A 17,352-nucleotide genomic window follows, 5' to 3' on the forward strand; every position below is an offset into this window, starting at 1 on the left:
TTAGGTTCTTTTTTTCTGCTCATGTGAAGATAATGAAGCATAAAAAGGATCGTTCAATAGGCAATTGTAGATCAAGTGATGATCGTCACATTCGCCTGTCAATAGGGTGCTGGTGAACGCTTACAATTTCTTCAATGGTTAACTTTTCAAAATATTGACTTTGAATTACATCAAAACACAAACTGGTGCAATGAATAGCAAGTGGAGAGTAATTCATTATACATCCTCCGCTTGTAATAGTGCTTCAAACGCACTGCCATCACGACGCATCAAATTAGGCACATACCGGGAATACACACGAAATAACATAGTTGTTGTCGTATGCCCCATTTGGCTTGCTATCCACTCAGGAGACTCACCAGCGGCCAATAATAACGTCGCATAAGTATGCCTGGTTTGGTATGGGTTACGGGGTTTTAAGCCAGCTCGTTCAAGCATTGGATACCAAACTGATCGCGATACAACTTGATAGTTCAAAGGACGACCTTTTTGATTGGTAAATACAAAAGGTTGTTTTGATACACGATTTTGTTTTTGCTTTTTTAGTGCGTCCACTACGCGGGTTGGTAAATCAATGGTTCGAAAAGAGCTATCTGTTTTTAATGATCCAACCACTCCCCTTACCAAGCTTTGCGATACCGTTAAACGCTTAGCCACTAAATCAATCTGTTTCCAAGTTAATCCATCGATTTCACTACTACGTAAGCCAGTAAAAAACCGGACAATGTAATAATTTTTAAATTCTTCTGGCGCAGCTTTAATGACCTGTTCCACTTCTTGAAAATTAAATGGATCAACTTCAGTGCGAGGAACTTTTAAGGCTTTAATATTTCGCCAAGGCGAAGTAAACTCATATCGTTCGGCGGCTTCATTAAGGATCATTCTTAACGGTGTCATAATATGATTAATCCGTGATGGGGATAGTACCTTTCCTTTTCGTCCTTGAACTTTGGCGAGAGCAGTTCGAAAAGAAAGAATGTCTTGTTTAGTGATGACGCTGATCTTCTTTTTACCGAATTTAGGCAAAATATGGTTGTTTAATGCCCCTTCAACATCCGTATAATGGCCAATCAGCCATTCCACTTGTTTTTCGGCTAACCATGTTTCAGCAAACTGTTCAAACATTGGTGAATTTGAACTTTCAAAATACTCTTTAGCTGTTTGTTTTTGTTCATCGATCGCACTAAATTTTATCGCGTTATTACTATTCGGAAAATATGATGAATATTTGAAAGTACCGATAATAATTTCAGCTTCAATACGTTTTAGCAAATTCTGTAATCGTTTTTGATTTGCAGGGGTATCAGGTAATTGAGTCTGTTCACGGCATCTATTACCAAGATAACGAAATTGAAGTACTAATTTATTATTTCTTACATTAATCACGCCCATAACTAATCATCCTTATAACCCAGTAATTAACGAATCAATCGTCATTCCATTTAAAATCTCCTCTTCAATTCGCTCCCATAAGAACAATATTTTTCTCCCTCCAAATGGGCGCACATAATGAACCCCTTCAAATAAAACGACATCTTTCAATTGCTCTCTAATTGTTCGCGTATCATATTTAATACGTTCAGATAGTTCTTTTGTTGTCAGATACGTCATGCTCATTTACAATCTCCTGATAATCAATTTAACTTGCAAAAGGTCTTAATTACCTTCTGCAGATTAAATATAACATTAAAATTATCTATTACAACCATTTTTAACCTATAGAAGAACATTTTTATCTGGAGAGGAACATGATTAAGTGCCACCTATCAAAAATTCTAGGTGAAAAAAAACTGAAAATTTCAGATGTATCTAGAGATACAGGAGTCAATCGCGGAACAATTACTCGACTATATAATGAGACAGCCACACGAGTAGATTTAGAAGTGATCGATACGCTTTGCAGTTACTTAAATATTTCGGTAGGAGATCTACTAGAACAAGAAAAGTAGATTAGTTTTTCTTATATTGGGCTGATGATTTCAGCTCATTTATGATTTCTCATTAAAAAACAGCTATGGACACCAAATGACCACCGTTTGGCCACCGAGCTATTTTAGGTAAGGATTTTTAGACAATCGGCGAATACCAGATACACAAAACCACTCAATAAAGAGTGTTATTTATTAAAGAGTTACATTGAAATGGTGTTGCAAAAGCGATTGGAGCGTGCGGCGGGAATCGAACCCGCATCATCAGCTTGGAAGGCTGAGGTAATAGCCATTATACGACGCACGCTTACTTTGAGATTGGCTCTCTTGGAAAGCCCAGTAATGATGCCACAACTTAAAGGAAATGAAAGACCTAAATACAAAAAAAAGTTTGTTTGATGCCTTTTTGTGCAATTAAAGTCCAAAAAGAAACCGACAGCGTTAAACCATGCGGTAATGATAACGTTAGCAAGGTTAAACCGTTTCATCGAAGTTAAGAGACACCTCAAATGGAACACAAGGATCAATAAACGCCAGCAACAAATTTAAACCTAATCGTGGCTGATGCGAAGGCAAAGGACACTCGGTTAAGAGTTCGATTAAGCCGGTAGTGCACAGCGCATCAGTCGGGCTCTGGATGGTATAATGGGTTACTTCCGCTTGTTTATTACATTTAACTTGATGAATTAACCGTCCTCTTGGTGCATAAGCCACAAACGTCGACCCTTGCGTTGGCGCTGCTGGTAAGCCTAATGCGCTTTGTTGATAAACCAATTTGACCAGTTGTTGCAGCTTAATCCACATCACGCCACACAGAGCATGGTTCGCTATTTTTGACTCACCTATTTTGCTCTCACTTATCTTGCCCTCACCCAGCGACTCTGCGTTCAAGATGATGCGCAGTTGTTGCCATTTTTTATCGCCAAGATCCCATGTGTAATGCTTTGCCCACTACCATAACTCAAACATCGGGCTGGAGGGCGCAAAATCTATCGCGGCGGCATCAAATTTTTCCGTCGCTAACCAATCTTGAATATCTGCACTGTCGAGTTGCAACATCGCTTCAATGCCCGATTGGTGTTGCCCTGTCAGCAATAAGCGAATGATCGGAGCCCACAAACTGGTGAGGTTCAAGCGTTGAGCAACTTGCATCCATTGCATTGCGTAAGTGTTGATACACTCTTGCTTTAATTGTGTTTGTTGCTCAACAGAAATCTCAGGGCACGTTGTGGCTTGCACGACTGAAAAACTGGCCAAACTGGCGACTTGATGGGAAACCGGGCACAAGCTGATCAACTGACCAATACGTTGCATCACTTGTGATTGAGTCAGCCCAATTAAGCACGGTTCAATCGATATACGCTGGTAATCCAGTTGCACGCTTTGTATATGTGCGCTTGATTTTAGTTGATGCGTGCTTAATTGATACGCACTTGGTTGATATGAACTTGATTGATGCGCACTTGATTGATAAATAGCTTGGCTGCCAGTCGCCGTACAGCGTAATTTAACAAAACCATTAAATTGCGGCTGACTATCTTGTGGCTGAGGCTGAGTTTGATTCGCCGCGAGATTGCTACGGTTTAATTTATGACTCATTGACTGACCGACGGCTCTAATGAACGCGACCATAATTGGCGGCGACTATGGTTGATTTCATCGGTGGCAAGTGAGGTGACCAGACGCATCACATCTTTGGCTAAGGTGACCGCTTGGCTGTGTTCGGTTAAGCCCGCAATTGGCGACATTAATGAACAAGCTAAGAACTGACCAATACCTGCGACTTCCGAGGCGTAAAAACGATAATCGTTGCCAGCCAAATGCAGACCAATTTCTTCGCCCACGCGTAAATCAGCCCATAAGCCTTGAGTCTCATCCATTGGCATGATCATTAAGTTCAGCATCCAAGGCGTTATCATCCCCCCCATCCAATGATCTTGATACGGTTGCAAGCTCACCATTTCAATCTCAATATGAGGCGAAACAAAGGACAGTGACTGCATCTGTTGAGCAAAAATACGCTGATACACAGCTTCAATATCGACTTTCTTTTGAGCAATATCAGCGGGAGATAGATTCATTTGAGTTCTCTGTATTATCGGAGCCAGTTAATAGCGCTAACGTTGCTAAGGCATCAGCTTCTGGCCATACTTCCACCGCAAAGCCGCCTGCTTGGATCAGCAAATAATCGCCTAACTCGACGTTATCTGACATCAATAACAGGCTAACTTCGCGCTCACTGTCTAAACAGCGAACGCGGGCAGTACCATTGCCTAATGCAACCACTTGGCTAGGAATACCTATACACATGATGATGACTTATCGTCTATCTGCGCTTTTTTTTGCAGATCAAAACCATGCTGAGTCAGCAAGTCCACCACATGAGCGAGCATCGGATCCACTTTGCCAAGCAAGGTCTCTGTCATGCCAATATGCGGCTCGATAGATTGTGGGATCGCGCCAACCAAATACAATTTCTTCGGGTAACGATCGAGCATAATCAGCGACGATAACAGATCCCCTAATCCCAATTGATGAGGCGAGATCTTCTGCGCAAATAAAGCTGGAATGGCGTCATCTTCAAGCAATATCACCGTGCCAGGCACCGCTTTATGCTTAACCGCATCAACAATGATCACCACGTCTTTATCGATTAAAAAATCCAGCAACTCCATGCCCGCAGTGCCACCATCCACCACTTCTAGCGCATCGGGGGTGTGATAGTGTTGCTCAAAGGCGCGGATCACTTCCACGCCAATCGCTTCATCGGTGAGCAGTAAATTGCCCACCCCTAATAATAATGCCGCCATTACAGAACCTTAATCACATTAACTGGCAGGCCTTCGGTATCAAACAAATGGATCGCACAAGACATGCAAGGATCAAATGAGTGAATAACGCGCAGCACTTCCAATGGTTTGTCTAAATCGGCAACGGGTAACCCAACCAAAGCTTGCTCGTAAGGCCCAGGGACACAGTCTTCATTACGCGGACCGGCGTTCCAAGTCGATGGCACCACCGCTTGGTAGTTCTTGATTTTGCCTTCTTCAATCACCACCCAATGCGACAACATGCCGCGCGGCGCTTCCAGAAAACCGACACCTTTAATTTCAGTATCAGGCATATCCGGTTTGTTATACGTGCTGGTGTCGCCTTTTTTGATATTGGCGATCAAGCGATTAAATTGATCAGTCACCACTTCGTGCAACATGCCACAACGGACCGCACGCGCGATCACACGCCCCATAGTAGAGTGCATATCTTCTAAACCATATTGACGATGGCTGACATCATTGATAATGCGAGTAATATCATCGAAATGACGTTGGCAGTCTTGGTTTCCGGCGGTGATCATACACATCATGTTCGCCAGTGGCCCTAACTGCACCGCTTCGCCATAAAACGCCGGAGACTTCACCCAACTGTATTTATCGTCGGCATCCCAACCAGTGTAATTAGGTTCGGTTTGCCCTTCCCACGGGTGCAGTTTACCTTCATCGTCATACCATGAGTGTTTGGTTGATTCAGTAATGCCTTTGATCAACCAGTCGTCGGTGTAGCTGGTGATCGGACGGAAAGTAGCAAGATCGCCATCTTTTATAAAGCCGCCTTCCATCACAAATTCGGTGCTTTTTTCATCCACAGGGAAGTTAGGCACTGAGATGTAATTTTTTACCCCTCCGCCAGTTTTAAACGCATCAGGATAGTAGCAAGCCAGTAGCACCGCATCCGGTTTGTAGACGTTTTCAATAAAGCCTTCTAAGCGATCGATAAAGCTTTTTAGAAAATCTAAACGTTCGATATTAAGCACTTCAATCCCATCAAGGTTGATAGGGTTTGCAACGCCGCCCACCGCTAGGTTTTGAATGTGCGGGCTTTTTCCTCCCAGCAGGGCCACCACGCGAGTCGCGTCACGCTGACACTCTAACGCTTGTAAATAGTGGGCAAAGCAAATCAAGTTTACTTCTGGTGGCAGCTGCATTTTAGGATGTTCCCAGTAACCATTGGCAAAAATGCCCAATTGACCACTATCGACTAGCCCCTAAATTTTACCTTTCACTTTGGTAAATTCAGCCACAAAATTGCCTTCCCATAACGACACTGAATTTGCCAATGCCGCCGCTTTGGCCGGATCCGCTTTTAAGGCCGAGGTAATATCCACCCAATCAAGCGCCGATAATTGATAAAAGTGCACAACGTGATCTTGAATACCGTGCGCCGCTTGAATGATATTACGAATATATTGGGCGTTTAATGGCACGTCTAAATCGAGCGCATTTTCCACCGCTTTTACTGAAGAAAGTGCATGAATCGTGGTACAAACGCCACAAATTCGTTGAGTAATGGTCCACGCATCAATTGGGCTAGTGCCTTGTAAAATGTTTTCCATTCCGCGCCACATGGTGCCTGACGACCAAGCTTTAGTCACCACACCGTTATCAATTTCGCAGTCTATGCGCAGGTGTCCTTAAACATACTCTATGACCATCATCAGAAGATAAATAAAAAATGAGCAATGACTTTTCTCCTAAGAAATCGGTCACAGCCCATTTTATTGCAGTTTACTTTAAGTGAATAATTGACATTATTTCAACACCAGCCGTAATAACGAAGAAATGTATCTGCTATTAATGACTACCAGTAAAGAATCCGACAATCAAACGCAGCGCAATAAAGGTTAACGCCACTTTAAGAATGGTATGAAAATGTTGGTTCGACACTTTATATAAAATACGTTTGCCAATATAAGTGCCCACAAAACCACAGGCGATCATCAAGGCGATCACCCCGATCCAATCTTTAAATGCAAAACCTAAGAAAGCAAACACCACCACTTTAATGGTGTGTTGCATTGACATAAAGCAAGCCATGGTCGCGCCCAGTTGACGGCGATCGGGCAATAAGTTTTTCACCGTGGCGATCAATAATGGTCCGGTAGCGCCAACAAACATGCTAAGGAAAGTCGTCAGAAAGCCAATCCCTACTAAACCTTTCGTGCCTTTCAAGCTTAAATTGATTGGCACCCAACTGCTGATCAAAATAAACACCGCCAGAATAAGCTCTAAATAACGGGTCGGTAAATTCAGGGCCAGTTGACCACCAATAATCGCGCCAATCACTGCACCAACAAAGTACCAGCCGAGAAATTTCCTTTCGATGTACTTGCGCATCAAAAATGCACGGCCGGCATTAGAACCCAGTTGCACCACCGCATGCACCGGAATAACCGCTTGTGCTGGGATCATGGTGATCATAAAAGCAATCAGCGTCGCGCCACCACCAACGCCAATAATGGTATTGAGCATCGAAGTCATGCCACTTAATAAGATCAGAAAATAAAATTGAGAATCACTAAGAATATCGGGTTTGAAGTGCAGTATAAAATCAAGCATGGCGAGTTCATTTTAGGCTAAAACGCGATTATACCCCTCAAAGCAAAAAAGTGGTTACGAATAGGCAGTTTTGACAGAAAAAGATCAAAAACGGCACAGGATATTCTCCTATGCCGTTTGATTGATTTAATAATGTCGCCACATTTGGCATCATTTAACGAGAAGATCCCGAACGATGCCTCTGGCAATTCTCACACGCCAATTCCCGCTGGCATTGCTGCGCGGTTTCTAACTCACATTCACTGTTTTTGCATTGGCCGAGTTGGCTGACATAAACGGTAATTTTTTGACTTACTTGGTCAACATAACGATTTAGAATTTTCATGCTCATTCGGCTCTCCTTGATTTTATCCTTTCCGCTTTTAGCTTAATTGAAGCTGACACTTTGTTGTTACCATCAGTATAAAAATGACTCTGCGGCAACTTCAATTATTGCTATTCGCTCTGCTCTGTTTACAACAAAGCGGGTAATTCTCTTAGCATTGGGAAGGCGTTTTTCATGTGATTTTGCGTGACCACAAAGCCCACTAAGGCATCATCAACATTAAACGCTTTGGCAGTAATACCGTCGCCATCGAGTTCTACTTGCCAACGATAAACACTCTCACCAGTGTGACCGCTTAATTGGATTGGCAGATCCGGCGTTTTCACTTTCACCAACATCGACGCCAATTTGAGTGCGGCATTTTCTTGATCGGCATTGAGCAAGCCTTTGGCCAATACATTGGTGCTTAATAAGGTCGGTTGCAGGTAAGACAACACCTTGTTTTCAATTTGCGCACAATCACCAATCGCATAAATATTAGGCTGTGAGGTTTGTAATTGACGGTCGACCACAATACCTTTGCCCACTTCTAACCCAGCTTGCTGAGCCAATTGTACATTCGGCTTTAGGCCCGCCGCTGAGATCACGCTATCAACTAAAAATTGCTCGCCAGACTCCAGCGTCACTTCAATGCCAAATTCGGTTTTATCTAAATTTTGCACACTATTGCTTAACTGCAGTTTGACCCCACGTTTACGCAATTGCTTTTGCAGTGGCGCAGATACGACATCCGGTAATAAGGTGGCCATCACGCTATCGCAGGGATCGACCAATGATACCGTTTTGCCCGCAGACGCTAAATCCATCGCCAGCTCAGTCCCAATTAAACCCGCGCCAATGATCAAGACATGTTCGGCTTGGCTTAGCTCTTGCTGTGCGGCTTGAAATTCAACCCGACTATTTAACGTCACTATGTGTTCAACCGCTGATCCTGTCATCGGTGGCACAAAAGCAGATGCGCGTGTCAGTCATAATAGTCACGCCATTTTCTTGTGCAAACACCTCTGCCGTTTGACGAATAAGGGCGGCAGCATCTTGATTTTTAGAAAATACATGGCTCAGATCGGGCTTGTTATAATCATGGCCATCATCGGCTGTGATCACTGTGATCGGCGTATCAGTGTCGGTGCGACGTAGCGTTTTCACTAATTGATAGGCAGCAAAACCACTGCCTATGATCATAATTGGATTACTCATTAAGCCACCTGTGAGCCGTTGTTTTTACCTAGCTTGCTAGCACAAGGTTCAAACACTTCTTTACCAATACCGCAATCTGGGCATAAGAAATATTCTGGCACTTCAGCCCAAGCGGTTCCTGGCTCTACCCCTTGATTTGGTTCGCCGAGTTCAGGCTCATAAACCCATTGGCACACGGTACACAGCATTGCTTGATCATTTGCATCATTACTTGTTTGTTCTGTTGTCTTTGGCGCTTCAACTTCAACGCTTGCAGCAGGGATCGCAATACCCGTTACTGGCGCATTGGCTGCTTGCTTCACTTCATTCGGTACCGCTTTTGATACCGGAACACCTGTGGTTTGCTTAACAATTGGAGAAATGGTGTTGGATAACTCATACAGTGCCCATTCACGCGCGATCTGACGACCATATTCACGACATTCTTGCATCGCTTTCCCATCTGGACGCCACTTAGTTTTCTTGCTGATCGCCGTTTCAAAACCACAATCCATTAAGCGAGTGTGGATACGGTCTACCGCGCCACCATTCCAACCGTAACTACCAAATGCCGCCGCTTTTTTATTCTTAAAGCGCATACCGGTAATTTCTTCTAACATGCCCGCCACTTTTGGCATCATCACATTATTCATGGTTGAAGATCCCACTAAGATACCTTTTGAGCGGAATACGCTAGAGAGGATCTCATTTTTGTCATGAAGCGACACGTTAAACACTTTTACTGCCACGTTCGGGTCAATATCGTGAATACCTTGTGCGATACCATCGGCCATCATACGCGTGTTGTTAGACATTGAATCGTAGAATAAGGTAATACGATCTTCTTGGTAATTATCCGCCCACTCAAGATATTGATGAATAATTTGAGTTGGGTTATCACGCCAAACAATACCGTGCGCGGTGGCAATCATATCCACTGGCAACTCAAGGCTTAATACTTCTTTAATTTTAGCCGTCACTAAGGCGCTAAACGGGGTTAAAATATTGGCGTAGTAACGTAGGCATTGCTCGTATAATTCCACTTGATCAACTTCATCGTTAAACAAGTGCTCGTCACAGTAGTGTTGACCAAATGCATCGTTACTAAACAATACTGCGTCGCCTGTCATGTAAGTCATCATGCTGTCTGGCCAATGCAACATTGGAGATTCAACAAACACTAATGCTTTACCGTTACCCAAATCGATGCTGTCGCCAGTTCTCACCACATTGAAGTTCCAATCTGGCTGATGGTGATGACCGGTAATAGAATCCACCGCGTTTTCGGTACAGTAAATTGGCGTGTTGGGAATTTTAGCTAATAATGCACCTAACGCACCGGCATGATCTTCTTCAGCATGGTTGATAACAATGTAATCAATCTCATTGAGATCAATTTCCATTTCTAAGTTTTGGATAAACTGCTGGCTGAAGCGATGATCTACTGTATCAATAAGAACGGTTTTTTCTTCACGAATAAGGTAGCTGTTATAACTGGTACCACGGGTGATTTTGTATTCTGTACCATGGAAGTTTTGTACTTCCCAATCGCGTTGACCAACCCAGTGGATATTGTTTTTAACATGAATAGACATAAAGACTCCTGAATAAAATACTAAACTGTATTGCCGCCTTATCAATTTAGGCATCAATACTAAAATTAATTAACTCTCTGCCCTGTATATTGCAGTTAGCGTGCCAACTTTTTAGATCTTTAATATTCAATGAGTTACGATTTTTACTCTTTAGTAGTATGTCATTTTGACAAAACCCGAGTAGTATCAATGTGACAGCACAATGTCACATTGACAGTATATATCCACGCTTCGGCTAGTGTGAACGCTCTCAATATGACCACTCTAAAATGACGGCGACTTAGGTAAACAACATGCAGCAATTTCACACTCAAATTACTCAATTAGCATTAGATCTGACTCTAGGGATCTCCAATCAAGATAGATTTGACCGTCTGTTGGAAGTGCTGCGTAATTTATTAAAGTGCGATGCAGCAGCGTTATTGGCTTATCGCGATCAGCAATTTGTGCCACTGGCCATTGATGGCTTGTATGAAGAAGTGATGGGACGCCGGTTTAATATCAATGAGCACCCGCGTCTTGAAGCCATTGCTCGCGCGGGGGATGTGGTGCGCTTTCCGGCCGACAGTGATATTGCCGATCCTTACGATGGGTTAATTCCCAATAAAGGCGATAAACTGCATGTACATGCTTGTGTCGGCTTACCCCTGATCGCCCATGGCAATTTAATTGGCGCGTTAACCATCGATGGGTTTGATGCTCACCAATTTGACCAATTTAGCGACCGAGATTTAAGAACCATTAGTGCATTGGCCGCTGCCAGTTTGCATACATCCCTGTTAATGAAACAATTAGAGTTACAAGTCGTCAATGTCAGCGCCAATAGCCCGCAAGTCACCAAAGACATAAAATTGGATGAAGAAATGATTGGTCAATCTGGCGCGATGATGGATTTACGCATGCAGATCCAAGCAGTCGCCAATACTGATCTTTCTGTCTTAGTGATGGGGGAAACGGGCGTAGGTAAAGAGCTGGTTGCCGCCTCTATCCACGCTCAATCAAACCGCGCTAAACAAACTTTGGTATATCTAAACTGCGCTGCGCTACCAGAGTCGGTGGCAGAAAGTGAATTATTTGGTCATGTCAAAGGAGCCTTTACTGGCGCGATCAGCCACCGAAAAGGCAAATTTGAACTGGCCGATAACGGGACACTATTTTTAGATGAAGTCGGCGAATTGCCATTAGGGCTGCAATCAAAATTGTTACGAGTGCTGCAATATGGCGACTTACAACGCGTCGGTGATGACAGCGTATTAAAAGTGAATACCCGCATTGTGGCGGCGACCAATCGCGATTTGCATCAAGATGTGGTGACTGGGCAATTTCGCGCCGATTTATACCACAGATTGAGTGTGTTCCCGATCCATGTTCCTGCCTTACGCGAGCGTGAAGGTGATACCACTTTGCTCAGTGGTTTCTTTATCGAAAAGTGCAAAAACAAACTGAATCTTAATCATTTAAGCATTTCACCAGCCGCGTTAAATTTACTGCGCCAATACCCTTGGCCGGGCAACGTGCGCCAGTTAGAGCATTCAATTCATCGCGCAGCCGTTTTAGCCAGAACTGAAACCTTTAGCCGCAAAGAGAATATGCCATCGAGCCATGTGATCCTGCAGCCGCATCATTTTGAATTAACCCAAGCGGCTTCGTCTAAGCCACAATCATCAAGCCATCAAACTGCCGCTAACGAAAATTTATTGCCGCAGACGTTAGATCTTGCGCCAAATATTGATCCTCAAGCTGGGCTCAAACAAGCTACCGAAGATTTTCAAACTCAAATTATCACTACCGCACTCAATAATAACCAACAAAACTGGGCTGCCACCGCTCGAGATCTGCAAATCGACAGTGGAAACTTGCATCGTTTAGCCAAGCGCCTAGGCTTAAAAAATTAAAATTGAAATTGAAACTCAACCAAAGTCATTATTTATAACGACATACTCACAGTCTTGAGCGCAGATACGTAGCTTCAAGTACCAAGGGTATTTTTAAGGAGAGAAATATGAGTCACTTAGTCATCCCAAGTCATTGGAAAATCAAACGCTCTACTCACTTTTTCACTAAAGATAATGTGCCAAAAGCGTTATTAACTCACCATAATACTGCCGAAGGTGTGTTTGGTCAGATCTGCGTAATGCAGGGTACCGTGACCTTCTACGGGTTTGCCGACGAGGCCGCCACTGAGCCAGAACAAACTGTGGTGATCAAAGCCGGAACCTTTGCCACCAGCCCGCCGCAATATTGGCACCGTGTTGAAATGAGTGATGATGCTCAATTTAACATTAACTTTTGGTCGGAAACCGATACCGGCAATAAAGCGATGTTTAAAAGCTCACGTATTCATAGCACCAAGATCGATGGGTTGTTAGATAACGAATAACTGCCTTAATATAAACTAAAAAGTCCGTCATTATTTTATTTAATGACGGACTTTTCTTTTGCCTTCTCTGTGTTATACCAATTCCATTTAATATTTGATCAATTTGAATACGCCGCAAAGACGCTGATCCATCCTTGTGTGCTTGAGAAAAGGCCATCCATAGCCTTTGACACTTTTCTCTGTACTCAATTTTGAACGAGCATTAAATTTATGGAGTAGGTATTATCACGGCGCTTAATTTTTGTTCTTAATTAACTTTATCACACCATTTTTTACCACAGTGTTCGCTTCAAACCACTGACTTCCATTAAGCGCGTTGAAATTTCTTCCACCGATAATGTGGTGGTATTTAAGTATGGGATCGCTTCACGGCGGAACAAACTTTCGACTTTGTTGAGCTCTTTTCCACATTGATTTTCGCTTGAATATTCGCTATTCGCATAACGTTCATGCCGGATCGCCATTAAGCGTTCAGTGTCGATCGTGAGGCCAAATGTTTTGAAACGGTAGGGTTCTATCTCTTTTGGCAACTTTAGTCTCGCCATGTCATCTTCAATAAACGGGTAGTTCACCGCCCGCACTCCAAACTGCATCGCAAGGTATAAGCAAGTAGGCGTTTTACCACAACGCGACACGCCCAATAGAATGATATCCGCTTGTTCAAGATTGTTAAGCGATACCCCATCATCGTGCGCTAACGTGTATTCAATCGCGGCAATTCGTTTTTGATAACTGTCGGAATCTTTATTTATACTGTGGGATCGATGTAATTTAGGCGCAGGCTCTAGCTGTAAATCACGCGTTAATGGTTCCACTAACACACTCAAAACATCATACAAATTGGCGTTAGCTTGAGCAATAATGGCTTTAATTTCCGGCAATACGATCGAGAAAAACACTAATGGCTTTTCACCCGTCTCGATAAACTTTTGATTAATCTGATTTTTCACATATTGCGCGCGTTCAACCGTTTCAACAAATGGCAAAGTTACTTGCGAAACTTCAATCGGAAACTGACCTAAAACCGCATGGCCTAATGTTTCCGATGTAATGGCCGTTCCATCAGAAACGTAAAATACATCACGAAAATTTGTTTTGCTCTGCATAAGAAGTTGAATCCTCGGTAAGTCCCTGTCAGGTTATCAGTATGATCGAGGTGTAAAAAAACACAACCAAAATTTCACACGTTTTTTTTTACAGCTTGCCACCACTGAATATAGATCGGCCCATTGACCATAAACTGATTTTTAGCAAAACAATGTGAATGATCCCACATTGATTAACTTAAATTTATGATGAGAAATACAGGAGAGTTGCCCGTGGATAAAAATGTGGTTTGGTATGATGCTTTATCAATTAATGATGTTGATAAAGTCGGGGGAAAGAACGCGTCTTTAGGCGAAATGGTCGCAAATCTTTCAAATGCTGGCGTAAAAGTACCAAATGGGTACGCAACAACGGCTTTTGCCTTTAACCAATTTTTAGACGCTAACCAACTAAATGATCGAATCTATCAGCTACTTGATGAGCTCGATGTTGATGATGTGAACGCTCTTAAAAAAGCAGGCAGCACGATCCGCCAATGGGTCCTTGGTGCTCCCTTCCCTGCCGATCTCGAAAACGGGATCCGCGAATTTTATAAACAACTGGGTAATGGCGACGATATGCTTTCTGTTGCGGTTCGCTCCTCAGCAACCGCAGAAGATCTGCCCGATGCCTCGTTTGCAGGCCAACAAGAAACCTTTTTAAACGTGCGTGGCATTGACGCCGTTATCGAAGCCGCCAAACATGTCTTTGCTTCATTATTTAACGATCGCGCTATCTCCTATCGCGTTCACCAAGGCTTTGATCATAAAGGCGTGGCATTGTCTGCGGGGATTCAGCGCATGGTGCGTTCTGACAAAGCCTCTTCTGGCGTCATGTTCACTCTTGATACCGAATCGGGCTTTGACCAAGTGGTCTTCATTACTTCCTCTTGGGGCTTGGGCGAAATGGTGGTGCAAGGCGCGGTTAACCCTGATGAATTTTATGTCCACAAGCCAACCCTACAAGCCGGAAACCCAGCGGTAGTGCGCCGAACCTTTGGCTCCAAACAAATTAAAATGATCTACGCCGATGGCAAAGAGATCGGCACTCAAGTCGAAATTATCGACACCACCGATGAAGAACGTCGCCAATACTCTCTAAACGATGATGAAATTCAAGAATTAGCCAAACAAGCGCTGATCATTGAAAAACATTACGGCCGCCCAATGGATATTGAGTGGGCAAAAGATGGCATTACTGGTGAATTGTTGATTGTTCAAGCTCGCCCTGAAACGGTGCGCTCGCGTGATGATCAACAAGTGATGGAACGCTTCCAATTAGACGATCAAGCCGCCAGCCAAACCATTATCGAAGGCCGCGCGATTGGCCAGCGTATTGGCGCCGGTGTGGTTCGAGTAGTGAAAAGCCTAGATGAAATGGATCAAGTGCAAGTGGGCGATGTATTAGTGGCCGACATGACCGATCCAGATTGGGAACCGGTAATGAAAAAAGCCGCGGCGATTGTGACCAACCGTGGTGGACGGACTTGCCACGCCGCCATCATTGCGCGTGAGCTCGGTATTCCTGCGGTGGTCGGTTGTGGGGATGCCACCAGCAAACTCAAAGATGGTCAGCGTGTGACTGTATCGTGCTCGCAAGGCGAAACAGGGTTTGTGTATGAAGGCGAGTTGGACTTTGAAATCAAGCTCTCTTCCGTCACCGACTTGCCCGATTTACCATTAAAAGTGATGATGAATGTCGGCAACCCCGATCGCGCATTCGACTTTGCTTGTATCCCTAATGAAGGCGTTGGTTTAGCGCGTTTAGAATTCATCATTAATAAAATGATCGGCATTCACCCTAAAGCGTTGCTAAATTACGCCCAGCAATCGGATGAACTGAAAGCAGAAATTGATCAACGTATTGTCGGTTACGCGAATCCAGTTGAATTCTATATTGAAAAATTAACCGAAGGGATTTCCACACTGGCAGCGGCTTTCTGGCCAAAACGTGTGATTGTGCGGATGTCGGATTTTAAATCGAATGAGTACCGTAACCTCGTCGGCGGCATCAATTACGAGCCAACCGAAGAAAACCCAATGCTAGGATTCCGTGGTGCTTCGCGTTATATCTCGCCTAAATTCCAAGATTGTTTTGCGTTGGAATGTGAAGCGATGAAACGAGTTCGCAATAAAATGGGCTTAAAGAACGTCGAAATCATGATCCCATTTGTGCGCACCACTAACGAAGCCGCTGGCGTGATTGACCTTCTTGCTAAGTTTGATCTTAAACGCGGTGAAGATGGCTTAAAAGTGATCATGATGTGCGAGCTGCCATCGAATGCAATTTTGGCAGAAGACTTCTTAAAATACTTTGATGGCTTCTCGATTGGTTCTAACGACATGACCCAATTAACCCTAGGGCTGGATCGAGATTCTGGCGAAATTGCTCACATGTTTGACGAGCGAAACCCTGCGGTTAAAGCCATGTTAGCAATGGCAATAAAAGCGGCCAATAAAGCCGGAAAGTACGTAGGAATTTGTGGTCAAGGCCCATCCGATCACGACGATCTGGCTCAATGGTTAATGGAACAAGGCATTGATTCGGTATCATTAAACCCTGATACCGTACTCGAAACTTGGTTACACTTAGGTGAAAAAGTGCAGTAATGACGATTAGATAGAGATGTTTGATTGAATAAAAATGAGCTCAGTTGAGCTCATTTTTTTTGAAGTTTTGGACTTACACATTCAAATATTAACCTAAACTTACTTTTGGACATTTCCGAGTTACAGGTTTTACTTATGTAGTAAATTACGGATTAGTTGATGTACGGAAGAAGTAACGCCCAATTAAGGTGTGAGGCACGCTACCACAGCACTCAATTTCAACACCGTAAACACCAAATTAGACCTACACCAAAAATGCCAAGCGTGCTGAATCACTCTTAAATTGTTTGTTAGCTTTTATCTTGATTCAAGTGATGAACTGTTAACTCATATCGAGGCAGTGCCGCTGAGTCACATTTTTCGCATGTGTAAATCCAAAGTGAGCTTGAAGTTTCTTTTTTTTCATTGAACACGGTTTCAAATTTAGAAATAGCTTCAATGCGACTGGAAGTAATTTCGCTAGCTGAATCACAAGAAGAATCTGAAAGTGTAGGATCATATTCCCAAGACTTTAAACCAACACCACAAATGGTATTAGGGAATAATGCTTGTAGTCGAGAAAACTCAACTACTGGTAGGTCTAGTTTTTGGCTAGCAGGGATGGAAAGAACATCCATGTTTACGTTTCTAAATACGACAGATTTAAAAGACTCGATTTGTGCACCTTTAACTTTTAAGTATGCAGAGAAATTACGAGCTGAAACTTTCGAAGTATTTTCATAGGATAATGTTAGTAAGCGTTCACCAGCACCCTATTGACAGGGCTGGTGAACGTTAAAAACCGAATACGTTTGGGTAGGGCTGTCGATTCGTCACGGCTGTGACGATTTCGGACACAACTGACCATGCTGAGAGGCCAC

16 protein-coding genes, 1 tRNA gene and 2 pseudogenes are annotated in these 17,352 nt (G+C 43.4%); 4 read left to right on the top strand and 15 right to left on the bottom strand.

The genetic code is table 11. From position 1 onward, the window contains the following. Positions 1–216 precede the first annotated feature (216 nt). Both HC723_RS14515 and HC723_RS14520 read right to left on the bottom strand, forming a co-directional pair. On the bottom strand, positions 217–1,392 hold the full coding sequence (locus tag HC723_RS14515; protein WP_190339592.1) for an Arm DNA-binding domain-containing protein: 1,176 nt from the start codon (positions 1,390–1,392) through the stop codon (positions 217–219). Positions 1,393–1,404: 12 nt separating this feature from the next. Then, entirely contained in the window at positions 1,405–1,617 is a 213-nt protein-coding gene (locus tag HC723_RS14520; RefSeq protein WP_190339593.1) for a hypothetical protein, read from the bottom strand. A 131-nt stretch (positions 1,618–1,748) separates the two neighbouring features. On the opposite strand from HC723_RS14520, the gene HC723_RS14525 reads away from it, so the two are divergent. Then, a complete protein-coding gene (locus tag HC723_RS14525; protein ID WP_190339594.1) occupies positions 1,749–1,949 on the top strand; it encodes a helix-turn-helix domain-containing protein in 201 nt (66 codons plus the stop codon). Between the two features lie 211 nt (positions 1,950–2,160). Here the strand turns inward: HC723_RS14525 and HC723_RS14530 are convergent. The 11 genes and pseudogenes from HC723_RS14530 to norV form a co-directional block, all read right to left on the bottom strand. Further along, a tRNA-Gly gene (locus HC723_RS14530) sits at positions 2,161–2,235 on the bottom strand. 167 nt (positions 2,236–2,402) lie between these two features. Continuing rightward, on the bottom strand, positions 2,403–2,819 hold the full coding sequence (locus tag HC723_RS14535; protein WP_190339595.1) for a hypothetical protein: 417 nt from the start codon (positions 2,817–2,819) through the stop codon (positions 2,403–2,405). 60 nt (positions 2,820–2,879) lie between these two features. Further along, entirely contained in the window at positions 2,880–3,527 is a 648-nt protein-coding gene (locus HC723_RS14540) for a hypothetical protein (RefSeq protein ID WP_190339596.1), read from the bottom strand. Further along, positions 3,524–4,009 carry a [NiFe]-hydrogenase assembly chaperone HybE gene (gene hybE, locus HC723_RS14545; protein ID WP_190339597.1) on the bottom strand — a complete coding sequence of 162 codons (486 nt, stop codon included), beginning with the start codon at positions 4,007–4,009 and terminating at the stop codon, positions 3,524–3,526. The genes HC723_RS14540 and hybE overlap by 4 nt, the downstream gene beginning before the upstream one ends. Next, positions 3,990–4,238 (bottom strand): HypC/HybG/HupF family hydrogenase formation chaperone, encoded by a 249-nt coding sequence (locus HC723_RS14550; RefSeq protein ID WP_190339598.1) that lies wholly within the window; start codon positions 4,236–4,238, stop codon positions 3,990–3,992. The genes hybE and HC723_RS14550 overlap by 20 nt, the downstream gene beginning before the upstream one ends. Then, a complete protein-coding gene (locus tag HC723_RS14555) occupies positions 4,229–4,738 on the bottom strand; it encodes a HyaD/HybD family hydrogenase maturation endopeptidase (protein WP_190339599.1) in 510 nt (169 codons plus the stop codon). The genes HC723_RS14550 and HC723_RS14555 overlap by 10 nt, the downstream gene beginning before the upstream one ends. Then, a pseudogene (locus HC723_RS14560) lies at positions 4,738–6,330 on the bottom strand (nickel-dependent hydrogenase large subunit). The gene HC723_RS14555 and the pseudogene HC723_RS14560 overlap by 1 nt, the downstream one beginning before the upstream one ends. A 226-nt stretch (positions 6,331–6,556) precedes the next feature. Beyond that, on the bottom strand, positions 6,557–7,321 hold the full coding sequence (locus HC723_RS14565; protein ID WP_153448333.1) for a sulfite exporter TauE/SafE family protein: 765 nt from the start codon (positions 7,319–7,321) through the stop codon (positions 6,557–6,559). A gap of 154 nt (positions 7,322–7,475) precedes the next feature. Then, complete coding sequence (locus tag HC723_RS14570; RefSeq protein WP_190339600.1) at positions 7,476–7,652, bottom strand: hypothetical protein; 177 nt, start codon at positions 7,650–7,652, stop codon at positions 7,476–7,478. 122 nt (positions 7,653–7,774) lie between these two features. Further along, positions 7,775–8,843, bottom strand: a pseudogene (locus HC723_RS14575) (FAD-dependent oxidoreductase). Next, positions 8,843–10,471, bottom strand: a complete 1,629-nt coding sequence (norV, locus tag HC723_RS14580; protein ID WP_446751409.1) for an anaerobic nitric oxide reductase flavorubredoxin — start codon at positions 10,469–10,471, stop codon at positions 8,843–8,845. Before norV ends, HC723_RS14575 begins: the two are co-directional and overlap by 1 nt. A 239-nt stretch (positions 10,472–10,710) precedes the next feature. Here norV and norR point away from each other — a divergent pair, with 239 nt between their 5' ends. Together norR and HC723_RS14590 are read left to right on the top strand one after the other, a co-directional pair. Then, positions 10,711–12,312: a nitric oxide reductase transcriptional regulator NorR gene (gene norR / locus HC723_RS14585; protein ID WP_190339602.1), complete on the top strand. Its 1,602-nt coding sequence runs from the start codon at positions 10,711–10,713 to the stop codon at positions 12,310–12,312. Between the two features lie 107 nt (positions 12,313–12,419). Next, positions 12,420–12,797, top strand: a complete 378-nt coding sequence (locus tag HC723_RS14590; protein ID WP_153448328.1) for a DUF1971 domain-containing protein — start codon at positions 12,420–12,422, stop codon at positions 12,795–12,797. A gap of 272 nt (positions 12,798–13,069) precedes the next feature. Here HC723_RS14590 and ppsR read toward each other — a convergent pair whose 3' ends face one another. Next, on the bottom strand, positions 13,070–13,903 hold the full coding sequence (gene ppsR, locus HC723_RS14595; protein WP_153448327.1) for a posphoenolpyruvate synthetase regulatory kinase/phosphorylase PpsR: 834 nt from the start codon (positions 13,901–13,903) through the stop codon (positions 13,070–13,072). Between the two features lie 213 nt (positions 13,904–14,116). Here ppsR and ppsA point away from each other — a divergent pair, with 213 nt between their 5' ends. Then, the gene (gene ppsA / locus HC723_RS14600; RefSeq protein WP_190339603.1) at positions 14,117–16,492 is read left to right on the top strand and encodes a phosphoenolpyruvate synthase; all 2,376 of its coding nucleotides are present in this window, start codon (positions 14,117–14,119) and stop codon (positions 16,490–16,492) included. A 290-nt stretch (positions 16,493–16,782) separates the two neighbouring features. Here the strand turns inward: ppsA and HC723_RS14605 are convergent, their stop codons facing one another. After that, positions 16,783–17,109 (bottom strand): hypothetical protein, encoded by a 327-nt coding sequence (locus HC723_RS14605; protein WP_190339604.1) that lies wholly within the window; start codon positions 17,107–17,109, stop codon positions 16,783–16,785. Positions 17,110–17,352 lie beyond the last annotated feature (243 nt).

Source organism: Vibrio sp. S11_S32 (assembly GCF_014694465.1).
GTDB lineage: Bacteria > Pseudomonadota > Gammaproteobacteria > Enterobacterales > Vibrionaceae > Vibrio > Vibrio algicola.